The following is a 26,470-nucleotide window of genomic DNA, read 5'->3' on the forward strand; positions in this document are numbered from 1 at the left end:
TGTATTCTCAGGTTCAGGCACAACCCGGCTTGGCCCATGCTATGCCCCCGAGACGGCGCTGCCTGTTGCGGCGCGATATTGCTCGATCACGCTCGACAGCAGCTCCAGATAAGCGGAAGCCCAATCCAGCACCGCCTCTTTGCCGAGGCGCCGGGCGTTGTACGTCCATACCCCGCCAAGCTCTGGCCCTTCTCCCCCGCTTGGTGCGGCAGCGCCATCCATATACAACACAACATCGAATTGTTCCAACAGCGCCTCCCGCTCCTTGAACCCGTGCTGCGCTGCTCCTGCAAATAACGGGAATAAGGCAAATTCGGCTTTGGCTTGCGGCTGCTTTCTGATTTGCCGCGCGGTATAACATTCTCCCGCGCTCGCCCGCTTGGCGGCATGCCGCAGCAGCGTATCGAAATCGCGCACCTCCGCGAAGTCGATTTCCTTCGGAGCAATCAGCCCGTTGTCCGTCATTGCCGGAAGCACAAGCGGGTTGATGCCGGACTCGCCGCGCCAGAAGTACAGATATACGGCATAAGCCGCGGCTTCAACGGTCACCGAGCGGGATGCCGCAAGTTCCGCAAGCCCTTCCGCAACCGCCGTATCCACTTGAAACTGAACACTGCCGATACGCTCCGCGGCATAGCCGCTACTGACGCAGTCGTCTGCCACAGGCAGACCGCTCCAGCTCCAGCTCGCGAGCTCGCGATTTCTCGATTCCAGATAAGCCGCAAGCGATGCGATCGTCGGATAGGTGAACAAATCCGTTACGCCGAGAGCGCCGGGATACAACTCCTCCAGCCGTTGATGCGCCCGCACCAGCAGCAGCGATTCTCCCCCGACATCGAAGAAACGATGATGGATGCCGAAGTCGTCCCTTTGCAGGATTTCGCGCCATACGGCGGCAATCGCCAGTTCGATATCGCTTGCCGCTTCGACAAACGGAGTGCCGCTATCCGCCGCAAGCTCTGGCTCCGGCAGCGCCTTCCGGTCGATTTTGCCGTTTGGAGACAGGGGCATGGCTGGCAGTTCCGCCACGGCCTGCGGAACCATATAATCCGGCAGGCGCAGCGCTGCAAAATCCCGCAGTTCCTGATGGTCCGCAGGTTCGGAGCAAACGATGTACGCGCATAAATATTCGCTTCCGCTTGCGGCGTCCCGCTTCATGACCACCGCTTCCGAAACCGCCGGATGACCGAGCAGCACATGCTCGATTTCCCCGCATTCGATGCGCTGGCCCCTTATTTTTACTTGATGGTCGATTCGGCCCAAAAATTCGATCGTTCCGTCAGGCAGCCATCTGGCAAGGTCTCCTGTCCGATACATCAGACTGCCCGCCGCAAACGGATTATCGACGAACTTTTCTTTCGTCAAATCGGGTCGTCCGATATAACCTCGCGCCAGGCCCGCACCGGATATGCACAGTTCCCCGGCAATGCCGACAGGCTGGAGCTTCATCGCTTCGCTCACGATATAAAGCGAGATGTTGTCGATCGGCTTGCCAATCGGCACCTGGATCGGAATATCGCCGTCAGAGCAATCGTAATAGGAAACGTCAACCGTCGCCTCGGTCGGACCGTACAAGTTCACAAGCCTGGCATCGAACGGAACTCCAATCCGCTCGCGGAACCGCCGCACCTGATCCGCAGTCAGCGCTTCGCCGCTGGCGAACACATGGCTCAGGCTCTCCAGCCTGGCCTCGCCGCGTAGCAAGCCGGGATGCTCCAAGAACAGGTGCAGCATGGACGGCACAAAATGCATCGTCGTTACGCCATGCCGCGCTATCGTATCCATCATAAGCGCGGGATCCTTTTCGCCGCCGGGAGGCAGCAGGACCAGCTTGGCTCCCGCAAAGCTCCACCAGAACAGCTCCCAGACCGATACGTCGAAGGTAATCGGCGTTTTCAGCATAATGACTCCGCTTGCGTCCAGTCCGTATTGTTTCTGCATCCAGCCGATCCGGTTGACGACGGAATGATGCTCGATCATGACCCCTTTCGGCTGTCCGGTCGATCCCGAAGTATACAGCACATAAGCAAGCGAACGTGAATCATGCAGCTTCTCCACAGGGCAGTCGTCCCGCTCCTGCGCCAGCGCCTCATGAACGTCCATAAATGGCAGGAACGTCTCCAGCCCTTCCGGGGCTTTGCCCTTCGTCAAGACAAGCTTGGCTCCGGAATTGTCCAGCATGTAGCGGATTCGCTCCGGCGGCAAGTCCGGCGCAACAGGCACATAAGCTCCGCCCGCCTTCAGCACGCCAAAGATGGCAATCATCATCTCCAGGCTGCGATCCATCACGACGGCCACGCGCTCCTCGCGCTCGACGCCTTGCTTTCTGAGCGTCTGCGCCAGCCGGTTCGACCTCCGGTTCAATTCCGCATACGTCAATGCTCCGTCCTCCGCCGCAACCGCAACGGCCTGCGGCGTTTCCGCCGCTTGTCTTTCGAGGTAAACCTCTACCGTATCGCTGCTTGCATACGGCACGGCCGTGCGATTGAACGCTTCGCTCTGCTTCTCTGCTGCCGCGGCGCCCTGCAGACCGATCTCTCCGAGCGACCGCTCCGGCTCGGCCAGTGCAAGGCCGACAATACGGAAATACCATTCCGCCATTCTGCGTATGCTGTCTTCTTTAAACAGCGCCGTCGCATATTCGATCGTCAAGGCTGCGCCTTTTGCGCCCTGATCCGCGATCTCAAACGTCATGTCCAGCTTCGCTACGCGATTGTCCGGCACTTGCGCCTCGAATTGCAAGGCGTCCGCCGCCTGTACGGCTTCCATATGCTGCATGACAAACATCGTGTCAAACAGCGGATTGCGGCTCAGGTCGCGCGGCACATCCAGCATCGTCACCATATGCTCAAACGGGAGCAAGCCGTTGTCCAGCGCCGCAAGCGCAGTTTCTTTGAGCTGCTCGGCGAACGCTCTGAACGGCAGTTCGCCGGATGGCCTGCTGCGAATCGGCAGCGTATTGACAAACATGCCGACCAGAGACTCGGTTGCGGGATGGAAGCGGCCGGCGATCGGCGTGCCGACAATAAGATCGTCTTGCCCCGTCATCAAATGCAATAACGTATGGTAGGCGGCAAGCCAGATATGAAATGGCGTAACGCCCCATTGCTCTGCCGCCGCTCCGATCCCCTCGGCAAGCTCCGCCGGAATCGGCAGCGCAAGCTTGGCGCCTTCGAAGCTTTGTTCGGACGGACGCGGATAATCGGTCGGCAGTTGCAGCACAGGAAGCGTACCCGCTAGCCGGAACGCCCAATACTGCTCTTGCTGCTCTCTCGCCTCCGAGGCCATCCACTCCTGCTGCCAAACGGCGGCATCCTTATAGTGAATGGACAGCGGCTGCAAGGAGCCTCCGCGATACAGTTGCTCGAAATCGCCCGCCATCACATTCATGGACACGCCGTCGGCGACGATGTGGTGAATGTCCAGCAGCAGCGTATGCCGACTTTCGCCGTCCGTCGCGAGAAACGCCCGAATTAACGGAGCCTTTCGCAAATCGAACGGGCGGACGACCGCGCGAGCAAATGTATTCAAGTCAGCGGCATCCATCAAGGCATGTACGGCGAGTTCAAACGAAACCCTCTCATGGACACGCTGTACCGGCTTGCCGTCTGCCCAGTCAAAGCTGGTGCGCAGCGGTTCATGGCGGTCAATCAGCCCTTGAATCGCCTGGCGCAGCCTGTCCTGATCGAGCTTGCCGGTCAGGTTCAGAGCGAGCGGAAGATTGTAGGCCGTGCTGCCCTGATAAAGCTGTTGCAGTACAAACAGCCTGTTCTGCGCGAGCGACAACGGGTAGAACGGCCGGCTTTCCGCCCGGGCAATAACCGCGGCCCGCTTGGGGGCCGCGTTGTCGATGAGGGCCGCCATTTCCCGCAGCAGGGGAGCGTCGAACACATCCTTCATCGCAAACGCGGCTCCATAACGCTGCTCGATCAAGCCCGCAAGCTGCGCGGCGCGTAAGGAATGGCCGCCCAATTGAAAGAAATGGGCTTCTCTCCCGATCGCCGCCGGGTCGTCCGGCTCTCTGGAGGCCAGACCGAGCACCTCCCGCCAAAGCTCGGCCAGCCGCTGCTCCGTCGGCGTAGCCAGCGCCTCGCCGAAAGCCGCCGGTTCAGCGAACCGGGGCTGCGGCAGGCTGCTGCGGTCGGCTTTGCCGCTCGGACCCAATGGGAACGCCTCCATTGCAACAAAATACGAAGGAATCATATACTCCGGCAGCAGTTCCTTAAGTCCGGCCCGAAGGTTCGCTTCCTCGGGCATCTCCCCATCCGCCGTCACGAGATATGCGCAAAGCGCCGGTTCTCCCGCAGGGTCCGTCACCGCCGTGACCACGGCATCGCGGACTTCCGCCTGCAAGAGCAGCGCGTGCTCGATCTCGCCGCATTCGATGCGGAGACCGCGCAGCTTGACCTGATGGTCAAAACGTCCCAAATATTCAATGTTGCCGTCCGGCAGCCACCTTGCGCGATCACCGGTACGGTACAGCTTCACTCCTGGGGCAAACGGATTCGGAACAAAGCTTTGCTCCGTCAAATCCGGCCTGTTGCGATATCCGCGCGCAAGACCGGCACCCGCGATGCACAGCTCGCCGGACACGCCGATCGGCTGCGGTCTCATCCGTTCGTCCACAATGTAGAGCCGGATGTTATGAATTGGCTTGCCGATCGGAATCGTACCCGCCCCAGCGTCCGGGCATTCGTAATAGCTGACATCGACCGTCGCTTCCGTCGGGCCGTACAGATTAATGAGCCGGCATTGGCCGCCGCAGCGCTCCATCAGGCTGTAAAAACCTGCGACATGCGCGGGCTTGAGCGCTTCGCCGCTCGCAAATACGTATCGCAGGGAACAAAGCTCGCCGCCTCTGCCGCTGTCCGCCGCATAGGGCAAAAAGACGCCCAGCATGGACGGCACAAAATGCATAACCGTAACCGCCTGCTGCTCAATCGCGCTCAGCATGACCGACGGCTCCTTCTCCCCGCCGGGTTCCAGCAAATATAGCGAAGCGCCGGCAAAGCTCCACCAGAACAGCTCCCAGACCGATACGTCAAACGTAATCGGCGTTTTTTGTAAAATAACGTCGCGCTCATTCAGCGGATAAGCCGTCTGCATCCAGTTCAGCCGGTTGATCGCCGCGCGGTGCTCCACCATAACGCCTTTGGGTTTGCCGGTGGAACCTGACGTATAAATGACATACGCCAAATGCTCGGGGCCTGCTTGAGGCGACAGATCCGTTTCTTCTTCGCCCTTCGGCAGCTCCGATGCGGCGGCAGCCGCAAGCGCGTCCAGATCGAGCGTTTCTCCCTGGAAAGCCGGGAGCGTAGGAATCCACTTGGCCCCCGCCAGAAGCAGCCTGGCCCCGCTATCCTCCAGAATGCCGCGGATCCGCTCGGGCGGATGCTCCGGGTCGATCGGCAAATAGGCCCCTCCCGCCTTGAGCACCGCCATGATCGCAATCATCATGGACAACGAGCGCTGAGCGGCAATCGGCACAATCGTTTCGACCGCAACCCCCTTGCCTCTTAGCAAGGCAGCCATGCGTTCGGCGCGGTCATTCAGCTCCCCGTACGTCAGCGAGCCTTCGGCCGACCGCACCGCCGTCCGATCCGGCCACTGCCCGGCGGACTCGGCGAACCATCCGTGAATCGTCTTCTCCGCCGGGTACGAATGTCCCGTATCATTCCATGCCGCAAAGGCGGCTACTTCGGCAGGCGTCGCCATTACGACGTCGCCGCAGATCAGGTCGGGGCTGGCGGCCGTTTGCTCCAAAATGTAAAGCAGCCGATCCGCCAACCGCTCCATCGTGCCTTTATGGAACAATCCCGTATTATACTCCAGCTCCGCCCGCAGACCGCCTTCGCCATCGCTGTACAGATCGAGCTTGAAGTCCAGCTTGGATGTTCCGTGGCTGACGGGCAAAGGCTCCATGGTCCAGCCGTCGCCGCGCGCCGCCAGCTTCTCGTCTTCAAACTGGTTGTGAACGATCAGCATCGTATCGAACAGCGGGTTGCGCGACGGGTCATGCGGATACCGGGCCGCTTCCATCATGTGCTCGAAGCTGACATCGCCATGCTCGTATGCGGCAAGCAAACGCCCATGGGTCTCACCGACAAACGCCAGGATCGGCAGCTCGTCCGCCACCCGCATTCGAATCGGCAGAAACTGGTTGAACATGCCGATCATCCGGGCTGTGTCCGGATGCGTCCGGCCTGCAGCCAAAGAACCGATTGCAAATTCCGACTGATGCGTCGTTCCCTTGAGCAGCAGCGCGTAAGCCGCAAAAAGCAGGCTGTTCATGCTCGCTCCGGCGCTTGCGGCCGTCTCTTTCAGCCGTGCGGCGAGCGCCGCCGGAATGTGGAAGGTATACGTATCGCCCGCAAATGTCTGACGGTCGCCGCGCGGCCGATCCAGCGGCACATCGAGCGGCGCCGGCGGCTCTGCAAGCTGCTCCGTCCAAAACGCTCGGCTTGCCCTGGCCCGCTCCGAGCCGGAGTGTCGCTCCTGCCAAACGGCATAATCCTTGTAATGCAGAGCCGGCGACGCAAGTTCCGCGCCGTCGATCAAAGCGGTCAATTCCTCCAAGAGCAGCTTGACGGATATGCCGTCCGCCGCGATGTGGTGGATGTTGAGCAGCAGATAGGCCTCCGCTCCTTCCGATTCGGGCCGGCAGTAACATGCGGCGAGCAGCGGCGCTGCGGCAAGCTCGAGCGGCCGGAAAAACTCGCTCAAGCATTCCGGCAGCGTCGTCTCCGCAAGCTCCGCCGTTTGCAGAATAAAGGCGGCCGAATCGTGCACGATCTGGGCCGGAACGCCGTCGATCCATTGATAGGAGGACCGCAGCGGCTCATGCCGGTCGATCAACTTCCGAAGCGCTGGCCCGATACTGGTCTCACCCACCGCACCCGACAGTTTAAGCGCAAGGGGAATATGGTAGGTTAGTCCGATATCAGCCATGCTTTCCGCCAAAAACATGCGCCGCTGCGGCGGGCTGAGCGGATAGGATGCGGCTTTTGGCGCATCCGCAACAGGTTCGTACGCTTCCTTGGCAGCCCTGTCGATCCAGGCCGCCTGCTCTCTGACCGTCGGCAGCTTGAAAATTTCCTGAAGCGGCATGCGCACCCGGCAATGCTTGTAGATTGCCGAGGTCAATGCGGCCGCCTTCAGGGAATGGCCGCCATGCTCAAAGAAGTGGTCAAGCGCCCCAACCTGCCCCGCATGAAGCACTTCTTGCCACAATCCTGCGACAATGATCTCCGTATGTGTGGCGGGCGCTTCATATGAGACCGCGAGCTCGGGCGCAGGCAGACGTTTTTTGTCCACCTTGCCGCTCGCGTTCAGCGGCAGCTTCTCCAACTGCACAAACGCGGCGGGAATCATAAATGCCGGCAGCTTGCCTGTCAGTTGGTCCCGAACGCTTGCCTGCCCTTCGGTTTGCTCCGCAACGATATAAGCGCATAAATACGGCGCGCCGTCATTCTCGATCAGCGCCACTAACGCTTCCTTGACGCCCGCGCAATCCAGCAGCCTGCTTTCGATTTCGCCCAATTCAATCCGGTAACCCCGCAGCTTGACCTGGCTATCGATCCGGTCCAGAAACTCCAAATTTCCGTCAGGCAAACGGCGTACCAGGTCACCGGTTCCGTACACGGTTTCGCCTTCCCGGAACGGATGCGGCCGGAACTTCGAAGCCGTCTGTTCCGGCAAATTCACATAGCCGGATGCGACACCGTCGCCCGCAATCCACAGCTCGCCCGGTACCCAGTCCGGCTGCAGTCGGCCCTGCTCATTCAGCACCAGCGTTTCCGAACGCGCGATCGGCGCTCCGATGGGCACAGTGGCAGACCCTTGTCCGTCCCATGTCTCCGTGATCGAATAGCAGGTAGCGAACACCGTCGTTTCCGTAGGGCCGTAGACATGCAGCTGTACGCCCGGTCCAAGCGCGCGGAGCGCTTTGCGGATATGCGGCACGGAAGCCCGCTCTCCGCCAAATAAAATATGGCGCAGGCCGCGCAGCGACTCCAGCCCATGATCGACCAGCGTATTGAACAGTGCCGTCGTCACAAAGAATACGGTAATGCCTCTGCCCTCAATCAGCTCGGACAGCCGCACAACGTCGGCAACCTCTTCCTCGCCGACCAGCGTCAGCTTCGCGCCGTTCAACAGCGCTCCGTACAAGTCGAACGTTGAACCGTCAAAGGCGTAGTTGGAAAGCTGCAACAGCGCATCGTTTTTCGAAATGCTTACATAATCGGTATGGACGGCAATCCGGGACACATTGCGATGCGTGGTCATAATCCCTTTGGGCTTGCCCGTCGAGCCGGACGTGTACATGATATAAGCGAGATCGTCCGCCGAGCCGTCGATGTCCAGATCATGGCCGGACTCGCCGGTCCATCTCGTATCGAGTCCATCCATGTCGACGACATCTATGCTGTCTCCGGCAATCCGGGCGCCTATCTCCATCGTCGCAGCCGCAGTCACGATCGCCCGCGCTTCCGTATCCTGGAGCATAAACAAAATCCGCTCTTCCGGATACTGCGGATCGATCGGCACATAGACGGCTCCCGCTTTCAGCACAGCCAATATCGCCGCAATCATATCGGGCGAGCGCAAGAGCAGCAGCGCCACCTTCGCCCCCGGCGCGACGCCGCGACGCGCAAGCGCGCGCGCGAACCGGTTGGCACGTTCGTTCAGCTCGCTGTAGGTATACGCCCGCTCGCCCATTTCAACGGCAATCTGCTGCGGCGTCTCCCCCGCTTGCCGTTCAAACAGCCTGTGCAGCGACAGCTCCTGCGGCGGCGCGGCGAATGAACAGCTAAGACGGAGCAGCCGTTCCCGCTCCTCTGCATCGACGGGATCAAGCTCGCCAAGCGCCGCATGCGGGTGCGCGGCCACTGCCCGGGCCAGCGCTGTATAATGCCGGGCCAATTGCGCGGCGGCCCGCTCATCGTACAAATCCAGCGCATACTCCAGCGAAAATGCGATGCCTGCTCCGGTATCCTCGCACTCCCAAGTCAGGTCGAACTTGGCCGAGCGGCTGTCCATCGCTTGGGGCGTATAAACGACATCCGTGCTCCGCCATTCGGGCAGCTCCATATTTTGCAGCGTAAACACCGAATCGAACAACGGATTCCGCCCGTATTCCCGTTTCACATCCGCCAGCTCGGCTATCTCTTCATAAGGCACATCCCCGCTGCCGATAGCCGCCAGCACCTCCTCATTGACCTGCTTCACCCATTGATCGAAGCGCAAACCGCTTTGCCCGTGAAGGCGGATCGGAACCATGTTGACGAACATCCCGACTACGCTTTGCAGCTCCGGCCGCACCCGTCTCGCGGCTGCCGTGCCGACAACGATGTCGGATTCGCCCGTATATTTCGCAAGCAGCGCATAATAAATCGAAAGCAGGACGGTGTATAACGTCACGCCCTCGCGTCTAGCCAACGCCCGCAGCGATCCGGCAAGCTCCGGCTCCAGCTCGAAGTGCTCAATGGCCCCGCGATAGCTTGGCGTCTGCGGCCTTGGACGGGGGGCCGGAAGCGCCGGAGACGGCACGCCATCCCGAAAGATTTCTCGCCAATAAAGCTTCTGGCGCTCCAGCCAGCCGCCGCTTCGGCCCGCTTCCTCCCACAGCGCCGTATCCCCGCCATGAATGGACAACGGCTCCGGCGCGTTCCCCTCGTAAAACCACATAAGATCGGACATCAAAATACCCATCGACGTTCCGTCCGTAATGATATGATGCATATCCAGCAGCAGCACGCTTGACTCGTGCTCCAGGAGCACAAGCTCCATGCGCAGCAGCGGCGCTTGCTCCAGACGAAACGGCTGCAGGAAGCTGCGCTGCCGCAGCGCCAGCACAGGCGCCGTCCAGCCGCTTCCGTCAACGACGTCAAGCGGTGGCTCGCCCCCCTTCTCGACGCGCTGCATCACATTGCCTTCTTCCCTATAAAAGGACGTCCGCAGCGCCGGATGCCGCTCTATCAGCGCCCGCCATGCCGCGCGGAAACGTTCGATATCGAGCGGGCCCTTCACCTGGACCGCAAACGGCAGATGGTAGTTAAGCAGTCCCGGATTCAGTTCTTCCAAAATGAACAGCCGCTTTTGCGCCGAGGTCGCCGGATAAACCGTCCGCTCCTCCGCTTTGGCCACCGGCGGCGCAACGACGGCGGCAGTTCCTTCGCCCTCCTGCGCCTTTTGCTCAAGCAAAGCGGCCAGCGAACTCACCGTATCATGCAAAAACAGCTCGGTAAGCGTAAGCTCGACGCCAAACGCCTCTTGCAGCCTGGCGGCGGCATAAGCCGCCTTGAGCGAATTGCCTCCTTGCTCGAGAAAGCCGTCCTTCCGGCCTATGTAATCCTTTTTCAACACCTCGCGCCAGATGGACATGATCCGCACTTCCGTCTCGGTGGCCGGCTCCAAGCCGACATCCCTGCGCAAGGCATCGCCGCCTTCCGCATCGCACCGCTTAAGCGCGGCCGCCGCTTCCAGCTCAGTCAGCTCGGCAATCGCTTCGGCGAACTCGCCTTCGCGCAGCGCTTCCGCCAACACGTAGCGCTGAATTTTGCCGGAGGTCGTTTTCGGAATTCGCCGAACGGGGACAACAAAAGCAACGTCCAGACCGGCCGATCCGTTCAGCAGCTTTTTCACCTCGGACATCAGCGGTACAAATCCGCCGGTCTTGCCGCGATGCTGAATAAAAACAGCGATCGCATCCCGTTTGGTCGTCTCATCCTGAACGGCGGCAATCGCCGTTTTCCCGATTTCGGCCCCTTTCAGGCCGCTGATCAACGCCTCCAGGTCATGCGGATACACATTTTGCCCGTTGACGAAAATGACGTCCTTCATGCGGCCGGTCACATATAAACGACCATCCAGCAAGAAACCCAAATCTCCCGTATTCAGCCAGCCGTCCGGGGAAATCGTTTGCTTGTTTACATCGGGCCGCTTATAGTAGCCGTTTGTAACGTTGCGGCCTCTAATATGAACCAAGCCTATGCTGCCTGCTGCCGAAGGGTTTCCCGCTTCGTCGCAAATGCGCACCTCGCATTCTTGCACGGGGAAACCCAGCTCGACAATCTCGATCGCGGTATGATCCCCGTGGGCGGCCATTCGTACAGGCTGTCCGACAGCGAGCGATTGGCGCTCAAGCTTAACAGTATTGAGGTGATCTTCCGTCCCCGGGAACGTCACGGCCAGACTCGCTTCCGCAAGCCCGTATACCGGAAAAATGCAATTTTCCTTTAACCCGTACGGCTTCATCGCCACCAGAAAATCGCGGCAATGGGCGGCCGATATCGGTTCGGCCCCGTTAAAAATGAGCCTGACGCAAGACAAATCCCATGCCGCCGCTCCTTCGGGCTTCCAATGCTGTAGAAAATGCACATAACCGAAATTCGGCGAAGAGAGGCATGTCACCCGATGCTTATGCGTAAGTTCCAGCCATTTCATCGGATGAAGCACAAACGTCGAGGTCGGCAAGTGCAACTGATTCATGCCGCAAAACAGCGGCGAAAGATGAAAGCCGATGAGCCCCATATCATGCGTCAGCGGCAGCCAGCTTAGCGAAGAATCCCGCTCCGTCGACTGCGCCCCATGGATAATGGCGCGCATGTTCGACAGAAGATTGCCGTGCGTCAGCACGACCCCCTTCGGGTCTCCGGTAGAGCCCGATGTAAACTGGATGAATGCGGTGTCCGATTCGGCTGCGTCATACGGCTCAGCCTCGGGCCGGCCTGCATCCGTAGCCGCCGCAATCACCTCCGCAACCGGCACGCTGCCGGACTCGAGCTGGGCCAGCGCTTCCGCCTCCCCGTGCTTCAAAGCGTAGCCTTGAATTCCCCGCCACAGTTCTTCATCGCAGAGCAATGTAGGCGCTTCCAACTGCTTGAATACCTGGATCAGCTTTTTGCGTCCTTCGTCCGTACGCGCCGCCGTCACAGGTACGGGGACAATGCCGCCCAGCACGCAAGCCCAGAACAGAAGGATAAACCGTTCGTTATCTTCCGTCTGCATGACGGCAAAGTCGCCTGGCCCAAGGCCCTGCTCGCGCAGCAGATGAAGCGCCCTTCCTGCCGATGCAAGTAATTGGCCGTACGACAAGTAACGCTCCCCACCGCTTTCACAGAATAAAATTCCCGCATCGTTTTCCTTGCGCGCCAGCAATACGCCGGACAAATTACGGATGGTTCTCATAATCGGCAGCCCTCCGTTCTGTCTTTTATCACACCGTGGTGGAATGCAGTTCTTGATAATCCTCCGTTACGATGCGATTATGCTCGTCCATAATGACGACATGCGGACGATACGTGCGGGCTACCGATTCCTCCATCATCGCGTAAGAAATAATAATGACGCGGTCACCCGGCTGCACCAGTCTGGCAGCGGCGCCGTTCAAGCAAACCATACCCGAGCCTCTGGGTCCGGTTATGACATACGTCTCCAGCCTGGCTCCGTTATTTATATTGACAACTTGTACTTTTTCGTTCTCCAGGATGTTCGATGCATCCAAAATATCCTGATCGATAGTTATGCTTCCTACGTAATTCAAATTGGCCTCTGTCACGACAGCCCGGTGAATTTTGGACTTATGCATCTCTCTAAACATGAGTACACTCTCCTTATGGAGTAGTTTGTAGTTTGGAAAAATTAAAACGTACTAATTTCTACAACGAACGTTGCTGTCCGGCTATTCTTTTACGGAAATTCAGAGCGCAAACACACTTACACAATTTCTCTGTCATAACGAAAAAGAACCGGCCGGAGCAATTCAGCCGTTATAAAAAAACAAAATCTGCGGCAAATGGGTGCCGATGTGGCTGTCATACGGAGTAAGCAAGCTCATGCTTATGCGTGGAAAAGCTGAATGAGGAACTTCGTTCGATAGCGAGGAGTCATGTTGACCGGCAAGCGGTTCTTCCTATGCGGGATCTTGTTGTTTGCGTACGCCCATGCGTTGGATGAGGTCATGCTAGTTATGCAGGTTACGCGATTGTGAGGGATCTAGATGTTTGAAAATTCAGACAAAAAATAAAACGTGGTTTGTACATCGCAGCTGCCCATGATACAAACAGTGAAAGCTGCGAAGGAGAGGAAAGAAGATGTCATGTAACCGGGTGTAGCGGCAATGGTTTAAAGCATTGAAGTAAAATTTACTTTTTTTTCTTGTAACCTACCCTAATAGTAGGGCTAAATGTTTACTTTCGATAGGGTAATAATCTTCCAATAGAGGGGGAAATTCTTTTATTTATTAACTTATTTTGGTTAATTCTACCAAATATTAAGAGCTCTTTGCAAAAAAACATTTCCACTCTTGCTTGAAAATAACAGCTTAACAAACAAAAACAGATTAAAAATCGTAACTTTGTAATGAAAGGATTGTCGGCAATAACGGAGCGCTTTTTTGCGGTCGTAACGGTTCAAATAGCTGAGCGTATAATATTTGCTTGCGATGCCGATGTCCATGTAAGAGAGCTGTTTCGCTTTATTGCGGACGGAATCGGACTGAGCGACCAAATCCCGGATATGCTCGCGCACCTTGATAGATTTGAAGCTAAGTCCCTCGATTTTTTTATATATTTCCTCGTTGAGATGAATTGTATCGGGATCAAGCTGCCAGCGGTCGCAGAAGAAGTAGAGGCTGTCGGGAGACTCCCGGTAGACGGAATGAGGTTTGGTTTGCAGCGCAATTCTGTAGTTGTCGAAAAAGCGGAGCAGATAGGTCGTATCTTCCCCCAGATAAAAATGCTCGTTGATCAAGCCGACTTCGTCCAGCAGCTCCCGGCGGAATACCATCGTGTTGAGTTGAAAAAAATTGCGCGTATGCGACAAAAACGCCTCGAACAATCCTTCTTCAAATACAATCGTTTCTCCGTCATTCCATGTTTCGAACGTTGTTCGCATCGAATGCAGCCAATCCCGCTCAACCTTATTGTCGAAGTTGTAGGAAGTAATATCCCCGTGCCGTTCCACCCATAGCGCAAAGCTGATATCCGCTTTCGTCTGCGCATGGGTCCTCATGCTGTCGGTCAAATGGCAAGGATACCATTCGTCATCGGAATCAAGAAACGCCAAATATTCGCCTTGCGCCGCCAGCATCCCCGTGTTTCGCGCGCCGCCCGGACCCTTTTCCCGTTCATTGCACACATAGCGGATTCGCACATCTTTGCGCGTCCACTCGCGGATCGCCTCTTCCGTATGATCCGTGCTTCGGTCATCAACGACGATCAGCTCCCAGTTGGCGTAAGACTGCCGCAAGATGGACTCGATCGCGCCGGAAATGATCTGCGCCCGATTATACGTCGGCATCACAATACTTATCAACTGCTCCATTCGCTTCACTCCAATCGTTACAAAATATAGGCCTTAAATCAGCGTCAGTGTAAATGCGTAAGCGGGAAGCTGTCAAGTCCAAAAAGCGTGCGGCGGTTTAAGCACGCCCTGCTTATGAGTTAAAAACGTCCTTGATTCCAATATGGATATGCCAGCTTGCCCGAAACCTTCCGAAACGCAAAAGGCCCTCCGCTTCATTTACGCAAAGCGCCAGGCTGTAGCGCTCATTGCACGCTAACGTATCTTGGTTAAATGCTTGGCCTATTTCCTCGCCCTCGACTCCATTATGAGCGAAAACGTGGACGTATCAGGGCCGTTCGTCGGCTCATCGAGTATCGTTACGTCGGCGTGGCTGGATAACCTGATTATAAACTGAAGCGTAGACTTCATCCCTTTGGACAGTTTGGATACTTTCTTCATGCGGTCCAATCTGAAAGTTTCAACCAGACGGTCGGCCGTAGCTTGATCCCAGTTGGTATTGAAACATCGACCGAAACGAAGCGCGTCCTGCACCGTCCATATCGTGCTGAACGGATGATCCTCCTGCATGTAGCAAACATGCCGAACTGCCGCCGGGTTACCGTAAGGCGCCGAGCCCATAACTTGAACCGTTCCGCCGTGAGGCCGTTGATGACGGGCCTATAATCTCATCAGCGTTGTTTTGCCGGCCCCGTTGTCTGTTGAAAGATTGGTTGGGATTTATCCAATGTCGGTTTCATCAAGGACCTTTTTTCTCTAAGAACGATTGTTACCCCCTTATTACCGCGGTGGACAAGCTACTCATATTGCTTTAAAACATTTATTTTCAATTCAATATTTTCTCATCGAATAAAAAAGGAACGGGAAAATTCCCGCTCCTAGGTACTTGAAATGCCTACTTTGTACGCAGTCCTGTGAAACTTTTGCGCATAAAAAACAATGCAGATACAACTCTTATTGTATCTGCATTGCAAGATCATATCGCTTCTATCGTACCTCTTTTTTATTGCCACTGAGTGTCGGAACTTTTAAGAACAACTTGTCCTTTTGGAAGACCTGATCCACCGTAAATAGTCACTGTATAATTGCCTGCGGGAACAGTCGGACTACTATCATTATTTATAACTTCCACCGATTTACCTGCTTTAACGGTTTGATTAAAAATAACTTTATTCTTAGTGTTGTGCTTTACTTCGACTCTAAAATCTTTTGTTCCTGTATTTTTTGCGTACAGTTTAATATTTGGATATCCGCCTGTCACAGAATAATCGGTGGAAGGGTCCACTATATTACCATTTAAATCCCAAGTTAGTGAATCCTTGATTGCATAAGGAGTAATCCCTATGGAAACGGCACTAGAATCTCCAGTATTAAGTGCGGTAGTAGCGCTTGCAGGTGCAATGGAAATTAATAAAGCAGAAGAAAGGATAGTTGCAGAAGCCGCTAATTTTGAAAAAGTTTTTTTCATTGTGTAAACACTCCTTTTAGGGATTCATAATGAATTTCAGTACGTTTCATAAGTGACCACAACTTTACTGCTCCAATACCAGGATTAAATTTTGTTGTAACACCCGTACTTCAATCACTCCCATTCAATTTAATATTTTCTAAATATTACATTTTTATTATACAATTACCATTATTTGATTTCTAGAGTGGCTATGTATCCTGTCATCGGATTACCATAAAAGGTTATCATATTACCATTTTTCGTATATTCACTAAAATTCGAGGCCACTGACAAAATTATAAACACCTAGGTGTCTAGGTGTTTTTGTTATGCGCTTATCTGATAATGCGGTTTATGACTAATCCATCCTATTTCTCTCTCGGCAAAGCACGTGCGCGACGCGTTCCTCTGCTCCCTGGATGGCGCAAAACCGGCAGCCGATCCGGTATAACAACAGGATTATTGATCAGAATCCTTCTTTTCCATATTTTGCGCATTCGTAAACCTTCCTAGTTGCCTTGATCACAAGTCCGTATTTACTGAAAATCCATGATTTGCTCAAGTCGTGAATCGCATCATGGCTTTTTGCTCCTTCACTGCCTTTCAAAATTCATATTTCTCAAATCGTTCTCTGAGAGTTTCTTCGTGCCGTATCCATTCCGAATCACTTCATAAAGACATTCTTACGAGTTCCGACAGCTTATCTACGGCTTGTGCCGGACTTGTCATGCTAATGAAGCCGTCAAAATCCTCATTACGGATATTCAAAACTTTCCGCAAGTAGTCATCATTAAGACGCTCTTCTTTGAGTTGTTCATATTCATCCCTTGTCCACTGTTCATAAAAGATTCTTTCGGCCCCAATGTCTCCATTCTCGAAAAACGACAACTCGAATATTTCCTCATTCATATATGCGGCGGTCATCACTGGCTCCTCGATAAGCCGGGACAACGTTTTGCCGATCTCCTTCACCGTACCCCATACAAAATAGTCGTGGAGCACGCTGATCCAGCTCTCGTTGCTTTTGCTTACGTACATGACCTCTTTGATCTCTTGAGCCTCATTATTTGGCTTGCCTAATACATTGCCATGCGATTCGCTTAGCTCTCTTAATGCTTCGACAGTCTTCTCCAGGTTTTTCGACTTGATATGCAAATTTGCGAATGATCTTCCCACGAGATGGCCTACCTACATTGCACCTGAGTTTTGGAAATGACCTTTGTAAGGGAAGAGATGTAGCCTTGTCCGTTCAGCACAATCTCCAGCTCCTTCCCTGCGCGCTTCGCTCCCTCATTAAAATAAAAGAGGGTGTCCCTCCGTCATTTTATGACTTTTGGGACACCCTCTGTCGAACTATTCCACATTCCTGCAACCCTCTCCAACTTTCCACAGCAAAATTTTTCGCCGTCACTTATGGTATGGTTCTCCGTGCTTTCCGTACCGGCAAGTTTTAGGACCGCCCTATGAGCGTTTTTAACCCCCTACTTCTCCTGCTCCTTTATCACCTGCTCAATTCCAAGCAGAATCAGCTTCAATCCGAACTCAAACGCTCCGTCGGTCCCCATCAGCTCGAACAGCCCGTTCGTGAACATCCTCCGGAACAGTCCCGCCTCGCTCTCGCTCATGGAGTCCAGAAGGCGAATCATCTCCTCATCCGGAAGTGCTCCCTGGTCCTTAAGGATAGCGGAGACATTGCGCTCATGCTGATAATCGTCCAGAACGAAGTAGTAGACATAGTTTACAAGGGTGAGAACTACTTGCATCTTCTGCTCTTGGTCAAGCGGCGTTGATTCCACACAGAGCAGCATACGGTTGGTGAACCGGATGATATCCGGTTCGTGGGGCAGCGTCATCATCATGAGCTGTGTGGAGCAAGGATACCGGCTGAGTACACTCCGTACCGTTACCGCAAGTCCCGTCAGCTGCTCCTTCCAATCCCCCTCGGAACGGAACTCCTCCAGGATTATTTTCGATACCTGGTTGGCCAGACGCTGGTAAAGATCCTGCTTGCTCTTGAAGTACCAGTACAGAGAGGGAGCCTGAATCCCCAGCCGGTCGGCCAATCGTCTCATGCTGAATTTCTCGATGCCACCTTCCCCTAGAAGTTCCCAGGAGGTTTCCAAAATTTTATCCTCCGAAATCTGAGGCTGCTGCTTTTTCATCGATATCCGCCCTTTTATCTAACAGTGTAAGTTTATGCTTTACAGGTTCATAGGTTCATGATATCATCTAACACTGTAAGGTTCAACCTAACACTGTTAGACTAACGTATTCCAAATTATATAAAGAAAGTAGTGACCCACATGGATGCAGAGAACCTCCATTATTTTGAAAAAGCACCGATCGTCAAAGCCGTAGCTCACTTTGCTGTACCGATGATGCTAGGCACATCAATGAGTGTCATCTATTCCATCTTGAATGCCTATTTCCTTGGTACACTGGGCAACACGGCCATGTTAACCGCACTCGCACTAACCTTACCGTTATTTGCAGCCATTATGGCGCTAGGCAACTTGATTGGCATGGGCAGGGGTACATTCATCTCCCGTTTGCTGGGAGAGAAAAAAATTGAGGATGTAAAGCATGTGTCTTCATTCGCCTTTTACAGCAGTTTAGTTCTGGGTATTATCGTGATGGCCGTCGGCCTCCCGTTGATCGATTCAATCGTTCATGGCCTGGGAGCGACGCCTGACTCCTTCGGTTTCACGAAGGACTATGTCACGATTATGCTTATCGGTTCACCATTTGTCGTTTTATTCTTCACGCTGGAGAATATCGTGCGCTCGGAGGGTGCGGCAATCACATCGATGATCGGTATGCTTCTCAGTGTTGTTGTGAATATTATTCTTGATGCGCTAGTCATTTTCGTCTTCCATTGGGACGTGATTGGCGTTGCGTCTGCTACGGTCATTTCTAACTTGGCTGCGAGTATATTCTACGCCTTTCATATGAGATCTAAGAGCCCATTCTTAACCGTTTCCATAAAATGGTTCAAGGTTACCAAGGACATTTTGAGCAATGTGATTAAAATCGGAGTTCCCGTCTTTATCATGAGTATCTTTTTGGGTGCCATGTCGCTTATCCTTAACCATTTCCTTGTCGAATATGGGGATCAGTCCGTAGCGGCTTACGGAATTTCATCACGTTTATTGCAATTTCCGGAGTTTATTCTGATGGGCTTATGCGAGGGTGTCGTGCCGCTCATTGCCTTCTCTTTTACAGCGAATAAATTACGCATGAAGCATACGATTGGATTTACGATCAAAGTGATTGTGGCGTTAGCCGTCCTGTTCGGCATCATCGTCTATTTGATTTCCGGCCACTTGATCGGTTTATTTACGAATGACCCGCAATTAATCGAAATGGGCAGCTACATTCTGCATGTGACGTTCTTATCCTTGTTCATTACGGGAATGACCACATTGTTTACGGGAATCTTCCAAGCAACAGCGCAAGGAACCGCCGCGTTTATTATGTCAGTAATTCAAGGAATTACTCTCATTCCAGTGCTCTATATCGCCAATCGTATGAACGGCTTCCATGGGGTGGTCTGGTCGCTCGTTATTGCGGATGCCATCGCGTTCCTTGTCGGTGCCATCATGCTGTATGCTTTGCGGAACAAATTGAAGCCGGATTTGGATCATTTAGTACAGTAGTAACATACAACACGCAAGAAGGCAGGATAAGGGCACTCCCCGATCCTGCCTTTCCTAGCGATCAGGACTGCTTCGGCATTATAGGTACGCCCGGATCGAAGCGGTCAAATCGCTAACCACACTTCCGATTTGTTCCGGTGTCAGATGAAAATCGTTCAGAGTCCATTCGATCAGCATCATATGCACGATGGAGGATAGCGATTTACCGGCGTACAGTCCATGTGTATGCATCGCTCCCTCCCTGTTTCCGCCCGGATCACTTCTTCTGCTCGAGAGCAGCTCGTCGAAGTAGTCACAAATGCTTTTATAAATGAGCTGCCTGATCTTGCGGTCTTTGGTCAAAATACTATGGATTAAGGCGGCAGGGGCATTACGCTTCCAATTGCGAAACAGCAGGACGAACATCTCTTCGTCAAACGTGGTCTTCATCCCGATGCCCACATCGTGCCACATCCCTTTCATAAATCCGTCCAAATAGGTTAGCAGGATGACGTCCTTGTCTTGAAAATTGCGATAAACGGTTTGCCGTGCAAGCCCGGCCCTATCCGCGATCTCGGTTATCGATATATGGGAGTACTCTTTTTTTTCCATAAGCTGAAACAAAGCCGTTTGAATCCATTCCTGCGATCGTAGAGCAAGCTTGCCTGACTGCACGTTCAAAGTGTGCCACATCCTCTTATCGTGTAAATTTCGATCTTATCCACCCAACCGGCGCTGCATGAAAAGCTTAAACATAACCGATACAACTATATCATAGGTTACACCTGTACCAGGATTGCTTGCTCAAAAAACCATCGTGCTACGAAAAAGTTTCTAAAGGAAAGCGGTCTTACGCAGATTTGCCGGTAATAAAACTGGGCGTGCGACATCGCGCTACGCTGGGGTTAACCGGGCGGCGCGATGCTCTCGTTCTCGTTGTCTCCGAACAAACGGGCAAATTTTCTGCTGCCTTAAACGGACACTCTCCCCCGTTACGACCCGCGAAGTAACGTAAACATTGAAAGTGTGACACATTCTCTTAAGTGTCTATTTTTAGTCTCATTTCCTCGACAAGCATTGCATCCCAAAAGGTTTTATATTAAGGTAGACAAGGATCACACGTGTGACATCTGTAACGTTTCTGTTTTCATGGAAAGCCGCATCATTCAAATTAAGGGAGTCGTCTGTTAATCTCTATTGAGAATGATAATCATTTTTATAAATGAGGGAAACCGAAAGGGGTATTACTGTTGGGAAGATCAAAAAAATGGATGGCGTTGCTTCTCCTCCTCCTCATCATGTCCTTACTTGTCGCAGCCTGCGCCAAACCGAACGCATCCCAGCCGCCAGAAGTGAAGGACAGCGATGCTCCGGTCCGCACGATTAAACATGCGATGGGCGACACGCCCATTACCGGAACGCCGCAGCGCGTCGTCGTGTTGACGAACCAAGGCACCGAATCTTTATTGGAACTTGGCATTAAACCGGTCGCTGCGGTAAAATCGTGGATTGGCGAGCCCTGGTTTGATCATATCAAAGATAAGATGGACGGCGTCAAAGTTATCGGCGACGAGTCGCAGCCCAATCTGGAGCTTATCGCCAGCCTGAAACCGGATATTATTTTAGGAACCAAGGTCCGCCACGAAAAAATATATCCGCAGCTTTCCGCTATTGCGCCAACCGTCTTTACGGAGAATCTCGGCGATAGCATGATTGAAAACTTCGAGCTGGTTGCGAAGGCGCTAAACAAAGAAGCCGAAGGAAAAGCGGCGCTGGATAACTACAACAAGGCCATTGAGCAAACGAAGGCGGCCCTGGGCGATAAAACGAAAATGCGTGTTTCGCTGGCCCGATTCCAGCCCGGAAAAGTGCGCGTTTACTACAAAAACAATTTCGCCGGCGTCGTCCTTGAACAGCTGGGTTTTGCCCGCCCGGAAGCTCAAAACAAAGATAAGTTCACCGACGATCTTACAATGGAACAAATGAACGTGCTTGATGGCGATGTGTTCTTCTATTTCACTTCCGACCGCAAAGGTGAAACCGATGCCTCCAAGACGGCGGACGAATGGCTGAAAAGCCCTCTCGGACAAAATCTGAACGTTGTAAAAAAACAACGGGCCTTCAATGTCAATGAAGCGGTGTGGAATACATCGGGCGGCATCATAGCGGCCAAGCTGCTGGTTGAGGACATTAAAGTCCGGTTCGAGAAGCTGAGCTTGTAGGCGTCCGTGCTTACAACGTGTAACCGTGAAAACTAAAAAAGCAGCTCGTTCCTCATCCGAGGGCGGGCTGCTTTGCTCTAAGTGTCTACTCTATAAATTCTTGTCCTCCGACATCCGACACTGTGACCACCATAGATGAACTTGATGACTACATTATGGATAACTTCTGTTTCCAGCGCAGCAATATTCAAACGTTTAAAATCTGGATAACCGGCAGCTTTCTAATTCTATCAACCGTACGTTGTCTATTATTTCGCTTGCAGCCAAGCGACTAATAACAGGAGCCAACGTAATGGCTGAATGCATAACGGTTAGATACAGCCCCTCTATCTGATCATAAAAGCCAACAATGGGGTATCCGTCTACAGGCATAGGTCTCATTCCTACCTGGATACTTTCCAATTCCAATTTCTCTCCGCCTTTTAAACCATGACGAAGGCTTTCAAACGTTCGTTTTCCAATTGCCTCCGGCCCATTTTCTCCGGACTCATCCCTATAATCTTCGGCCGCTATTAGCGTATCGTCGGTTAGTTGTCTTGCTTCAAATTGTGAATTCGAGATTAAAGTATGGATTAACTTTTCATTCGATTTCATGCGAATAATAATAGAAGGCGAAGGAGCGACAGGAACATCGAGGCCTAACGGCTTACAGAGTTCTGGTAAAGTTGCTCCGGTTGCTACTACGATAACATCCGATTCGATAAAACCGTTTGAGGTGTGAACGCCAACAACCTTGGCATCCTCTATCCTTATTTTCATCACTTTCGTATCAAAAAGTATTTCCGCTCCATTTTCTTCAGCCTTATCCACCAGAAGTTTTGTTGTCCAAATAGGATCAACAGCGCCTTCTTCGCGCGCGTAAAAAGCTTCTTCCGGATATTCCCTCAAGTTAGGCTCCAGCTCAATGATCTGCTGCCGATTTAATTTTTGTATACGAGACTCCTCCATATTTGCAGGAACTCCCCATGTTAGTGCTCCGTGCCAGTTTATCTTTAACTCAGTCATTTCTTTTTCTAAGGCATGATATTCGTTTAGTGCTGCATCATACAAATGCCGATAATTTTGTGAAACCCGGCCCGATGAATGAATCCAAGCGAAAGATTTTTCGGTTACTTCACAGGCAACCGTTGAATTGCACTCGATTAAAGTGACATCCTGATTCCGCTTTGCCAAGTTGTAAGTCATTGATGCGCCAACAATCCCTGCACCAATCACTACAATTTTTTGTTTCCTGATCATGCACGTTTCCTCCTGACACTAATATGTTATTTTGGATAGCTGGAGGTTCGTAAAAAACAATTAAAGATAGAATGCACTCTCTGTTCGTAGAAAGCGAGCACTAATACTAGTCCCCACAATCATCAATCATCAAACGAGGAATCACACATATCCCGTTGTTTGGAACATCATCCCACATAATAAATCCAATCATGGTCTCTTACTTATAAATCGAACGGTTTCCCACCTTCCTATTCCCCCTCAACCTTACAATAGATATCTAAATATTTCTTCGGAATGTATCGTTATAAATTAATTTTCCTGCCAGAAAGCGCGTTAAAACAAAAAAGCCGCAACCATGCGACGTCGGCTAAGCAAAAAAGACGCCGGGATCCCATTGAATCCTTTGGCGTCTTTTCGTTCTGAAATGTTTATGCCTTAGGCATTTCGTTGTAGAAAGCGACATCCTCAATCGGCAATCTTACCGTCGGATGTCCCGGCTTCGCCGACTTGCCGATGGCGATCAGCATAACAGGAGCGTACCGCTCTGAAATATGGAAGGCTTCAACGAACTTGGCCTCGTCATAGCCGGCCATCGGGACCGTATCGTAGCCTTTGGCACGGGCTACAAGCATGAGCTGCATGGCTACCAATCCACCGTCAATAGAAACAATTCGCCGAATTTTTTCCGCAGGCATGCTTTTGAACATCTCTTCATAGCGCTCCACAAACGATTTAGCCGTCTCTGCAGGCATGTAACCCGCATCAGCCGTCATTCCATAAATTTTTTCGGCTAATTTGTAGCTCTCCATATCTCCTAAGACTGCAATGACGGCCGAAGCCTCGATCACTTGCTGCTGATTATACGCGATCGGAAGCAGCTTTTGCTTCAGCTCCGGCGAGTCGATAACGAGGAACCTCCACGGCTGCAAATTGGCGGCTGAAGGAGCCAGCGTCGTTTGCTGCAAGATTTCGTTCATTTCCTCCCGCGAAATCTTGACATCGGGATCATAGCTTCGGACGGACCGGCGATCCTTAATAATATTGAAAAACTGCTGCTGCTCCACCGATAGAGATGTTTGTAAAATGGACATAGCTCTCTCCTCCTCAATAATTACTGCGCTCCTATCAGGCACAGTATATCTTAAATAAGCGGCCGAACAACATACTGAAACATATTTGATTACAGTATATAACGTTCCGGCTCACATTGCAATCCGGAAATTATACTTGCATCAAATCGGCTAATAGCAGGAATTGGTGGCTTCATTCTTAAACTTCTCGGATTTTCCTCTTGTCGTACGATTCTTGTAACCATTCCCTTGAGCTGTTTGAGGAGATACAGATTTCCGGTGCATATGTCTCATCCTTTTGAGATTTTTCGATCAACCGAATCTCCAACGGCAAGTTTTAAGGCCATCCTTTGCGGGATGGCCTTTCTTTTTAATTTCTAAACCTTAATAGATTGAAATGTCCGTTCCATAAAGGTTAAGACGGAGACGTTTTGCAATAGACTGGGAAGAATAATTGTCCCATGATGTACTGTATAAAGGCATCCTTCGAGACTGTCGTATCGCTTGAGCCCACGAGGAGGTTACGCGCATCGCATATCCTTTACCTCGATAATCTTTCAATGTCTCGACTCCGGCCTCTGCCGCCTTCTCACTACTTCTTGCGCTAAAACAGACAGATACCGCCATGTTGTTTTCCGTTACCATAAAACAAGGCCCACGAAACTTCAGTTCTGGTAATAGAGCAGGAAATCCTGGTTCCAAACAGTATTTATTGTCTTCAGTGACCAATGTAGCGTCTGTGTAATCTTTTACGATTTCTGGAAATGCAAAAGCGGGACCCATCCATATGCCTTTAATTCCTCTGTCCTTTTCCAATACCCGAATAACATTAGCAAGCTGCTCGGTTGAATCCCTCTGACCCATGAATTGCAGGATGTCGTGGACTAAGCGGTCGGATGTGTCGCTGCGGAATCTTACAATGCTGCCAGCCTCGGTCTGTCCCCAAAAAAATCGAGGAGCAGACTGGTTCGTAGGCTCATTAATCGTTGTGATACGTCCAGCATGATCGTGAATATAGAGAACTTCAGCTTGAATGCTCATTAGTTCCAGATGATTGTACAAAGATTTGCCTCCTCTATCGTTATCCTCCACCCTTTCCCCGCACAATTTAATTATCATCAAAGATCACTCGCTCTCACCATAATCTGTGTCAAGGATATCATCTTTCCAAAGCAGCTTAAACGGACTTTTTTACATTTCAACCAAAAAACTTTCCGTTACTTGCAATAAGATTCACCAGGTTAATTTTGAACTATGCTGCCGTTAGCTTAACGCCCCCCAGTCTATGACCTTAATTCAAGCATAGTTGTTTCGGCGTGGTCATTAAATAAGCAGACTTGTATCTCACATAAAACGACATAAGTCTGCTTAATTACAATTTTGTTCATATGTATGTAAAACGATGAAATACCATGCCCTGATACAAAATGTAAATGAAAGCTTCGCCTATAATTTAATCGTGAGCGTCAAATAGGCCCCGCCTAGAAGTCAGATGGAAGCCCGCGTATGATGGATGAGAGTATTAAGGCATGCGACAGGTATCTGGTAATGAAGAGGACCAGGGCATATGCGGTTTAAGCGTTTCCGAAGCTTGGAGATAAGGGAGCTGCGGTAATTGCTCAAATAGGTACTTGAGGTACCGGAACGGATGCAGTCCGTTCTCTTTCGCTGTTTCAATCACGCTGTATACGGCTGCACTAGCTTTTGCGCCCCGAGGTGTATTCGCAAAAAGCCAGTTCTTTCGCCCGATCACAAACGGTTTGATCGACCTCTCACTCCGGTTGTTGTCGATCTCCAGCCTACCGTCTTTCAGAAACGCTGTCAGCCTATCCCATTGGTTTAAGCTATAGGCAATCGCCTGGCCCAGCAGACTTTTAGGCATCTGGACATCGACCAGAACCGTCCCTTTGTAACATTGCAAGCCGTCGAGAGATTACTATTCAACTAACGTTACCCGTTAGCTCAATAGCGAATGAATGACAACTCGTTATTTCTCCCAAAGCTCAATCAGTCGACCTTCAGGATCTTCAATCCAAATAAACTTTCCAAATTCACTAATCTCTTTTTTCTTTGCAAGAGGTACACCGATATGTTCAAGATGCTTAATAGTTTCGTTTAGATTATGTACTTGGAAATTTAACATCACTTGTTGTTCTGTTGGAAAATAACTGTCATTCTCGGTAAAGAATGAAAAGATAGTCTCATTTCCTAATTGGGGTTTTATCACCGCCCCGTTCCAATTTTCTATTTCAATCTGTAACACTTCACTGTACCATTTTTTTATAACTTCAATATTTTTAGTTCTCCAAAATATTCCTCCGAAACCTTTTATCATCGTATCTATCTCCTGTCTGTCATCAAATTTTTAGCTAACCGATTCCATTAAGATATTCGAGATTTAAATTTAAGTTCCTTTTTCAACTATATCTACGCGGAATTGCGTGTGCCGAGCATTGCAGTCGATGCATCTTTCAGGTAAACCAATACATGTGCTTATCCTCAATCGGCAAACGATATATGTTCTTGTCCTTAGTTTTGACAAAAGCATATATCGTTAAAACAAAAAAG

14 protein-coding genes and 2 pseudogenes are annotated in these 26,470 nt (G+C 51.9%); 3 read left to right on the forward strand and 13 right to left on the reverse strand.

The genetic code is table 11. From position 1 onward, the window contains the following. Positions 1–39: 39 nt before the first annotated feature. From AC58P5_RS01510 to AC58P5_RS01540, 7 genes and pseudogenes are all read right to left on the reverse strand, one after another. Entirely contained in the window at positions 40–12,189 is a 12,150-nt protein-coding gene (locus tag AC58P5_RS01510) for an amino acid adenylation domain-containing protein (RefSeq protein WP_497384153.1), read from the reverse strand. A gap of 28 nt (positions 12,190–12,217) precedes the next feature. After that, positions 12,218–12,601: an aspartate 1-decarboxylase gene (gene panD, locus AC58P5_RS01515; protein ID WP_103996753.1), complete on the reverse strand. Its 384-nt coding sequence runs from the start codon at positions 12,599–12,601 to the stop codon at positions 12,218–12,220. A 662-nt stretch (positions 12,602–13,263) separates the two neighbouring features. Continuing rightward, positions 13,264–14,325, reverse strand: a complete 1,062-nt coding sequence (locus tag AC58P5_RS01520; RefSeq protein WP_497384155.1) for a glycosyltransferase family 2 protein — start codon at positions 14,323–14,325, stop codon at positions 13,264–13,266. A gap of 261 nt (positions 14,326–14,586) precedes the next feature. Continuing rightward, positions 14,587–14,946: pseudogene (locus tag AC58P5_RS01525) on the reverse strand (ATP-binding cassette domain-containing protein); the annotation flags it as partial. A 361-nt stretch (positions 14,947–15,307) separates the two neighbouring features. Further along, complete coding sequence (locus AC58P5_RS01530) at positions 15,308–15,772, reverse strand: hypothetical protein (protein WP_497384157.1); 465 nt, start codon at positions 15,770–15,772, stop codon at positions 15,308–15,310. Positions 15,773–16,423: 651 nt separating this feature from the next. Next, the gene (locus tag AC58P5_RS01535; protein ID WP_497384158.1) at positions 16,424–16,930 is read right to left on the reverse strand and encodes a hypothetical protein; all 507 of its coding nucleotides are present in this window, start codon (positions 16,928–16,930) and stop codon (positions 16,424–16,426) included. A 305-nt stretch (positions 16,931–17,235) separates the two neighbouring features. Beyond that, positions 17,236–17,916, reverse strand: coding sequence for a TetR/AcrR family transcriptional regulator (locus AC58P5_RS01540; RefSeq protein WP_497384160.1), 681 nt, complete (start codon positions 17,914–17,916; stop codon positions 17,236–17,238). Between the two features lie 141 nt (positions 17,917–18,057). Here AC58P5_RS01540 and AC58P5_RS01545 point away from each other — a divergent pair, with 141 nt between their 5' ends. Next, positions 18,058–19,410: an MATE family efflux transporter gene (locus tag AC58P5_RS01545; protein WP_497384161.1), complete on the forward strand. Its 1,353-nt coding sequence runs from the start codon at positions 18,058–18,060 to the stop codon at positions 19,408–19,410. Positions 19,411–19,488: 78 nt separating this feature from the next. Here AC58P5_RS01545 and AC58P5_RS01550 read toward each other — a convergent pair whose 3' ends face one another. Continuing rightward, on the reverse strand, positions 19,489–20,064 hold the full coding sequence (locus AC58P5_RS01550; RefSeq protein WP_497386003.1) for a TetR/AcrR family transcriptional regulator: 576 nt from the start codon (positions 20,062–20,064) through the stop codon (positions 19,489–19,491). A 206-nt stretch (positions 20,065–20,270) separates the two neighbouring features. Between AC58P5_RS01550 and AC58P5_RS01555 the strand changes: the two genes are divergently transcribed. Continuing rightward, positions 20,271–20,399: a diadenylate cyclase gene (locus AC58P5_RS01555; protein ID WP_497386004.1), complete on the forward strand. Its 129-nt coding sequence runs from the start codon at positions 20,271–20,273 to the stop codon at positions 20,397–20,399. Between the two features lie 261 nt (positions 20,400–20,660). Then, complete coding sequence (locus AC58P5_RS01560; protein WP_497386005.1) at positions 20,661–21,611, forward strand: ABC transporter substrate-binding protein; 951 nt, start codon at positions 20,661–20,663, stop codon at positions 21,609–21,611. Positions 21,612–21,806: 195 nt separating this feature from the next. Here AC58P5_RS01560 and AC58P5_RS01565 read toward each other — a convergent pair whose 3' ends face one another. The 5 genes and pseudogenes from AC58P5_RS01565 to AC58P5_RS01585 form a co-directional block, all read right to left on the reverse strand. Beyond that, positions 21,807–22,850, reverse strand: coding sequence for an NAD(P)/FAD-dependent oxidoreductase (locus AC58P5_RS01565; protein WP_497384162.1), 1,044 nt, complete (start codon positions 22,848–22,850; stop codon positions 21,807–21,809). Positions 22,851–23,260: 410 nt separating this feature from the next. Next, on the reverse strand, positions 23,261–23,923 hold the full coding sequence (locus AC58P5_RS01570; RefSeq protein WP_497384163.1) for a nitroreductase family protein: 663 nt from the start codon (positions 23,921–23,923) through the stop codon (positions 23,261–23,263). A gap of 363 nt (positions 23,924–24,286) precedes the next feature. After that, positions 24,287–24,964, reverse strand: a complete 678-nt coding sequence (locus AC58P5_RS01575; RefSeq protein ID WP_497384164.1) for a GNAT family N-acetyltransferase — start codon at positions 24,962–24,964, stop codon at positions 24,287–24,289. A 460-nt stretch (positions 24,965–25,424) separates the two neighbouring features. After that, positions 25,425–25,784, reverse strand: a pseudogene (locus AC58P5_RS01580) (IS66 family transposase); the annotation flags it as partial. A 105-nt stretch (positions 25,785–25,889) separates the two neighbouring features. Next, a complete protein-coding gene (locus AC58P5_RS01585) occupies positions 25,890–26,237 on the reverse strand; it encodes a VOC family protein (protein ID WP_497384165.1) in 348 nt (115 codons plus the stop codon). Between the last annotated feature and the right edge of the window lie 233 nt (positions 26,238–26,470).

It is taken from the genome of Paenibacillus sp. JT31N7 (genome assembly GCF_059692095.1).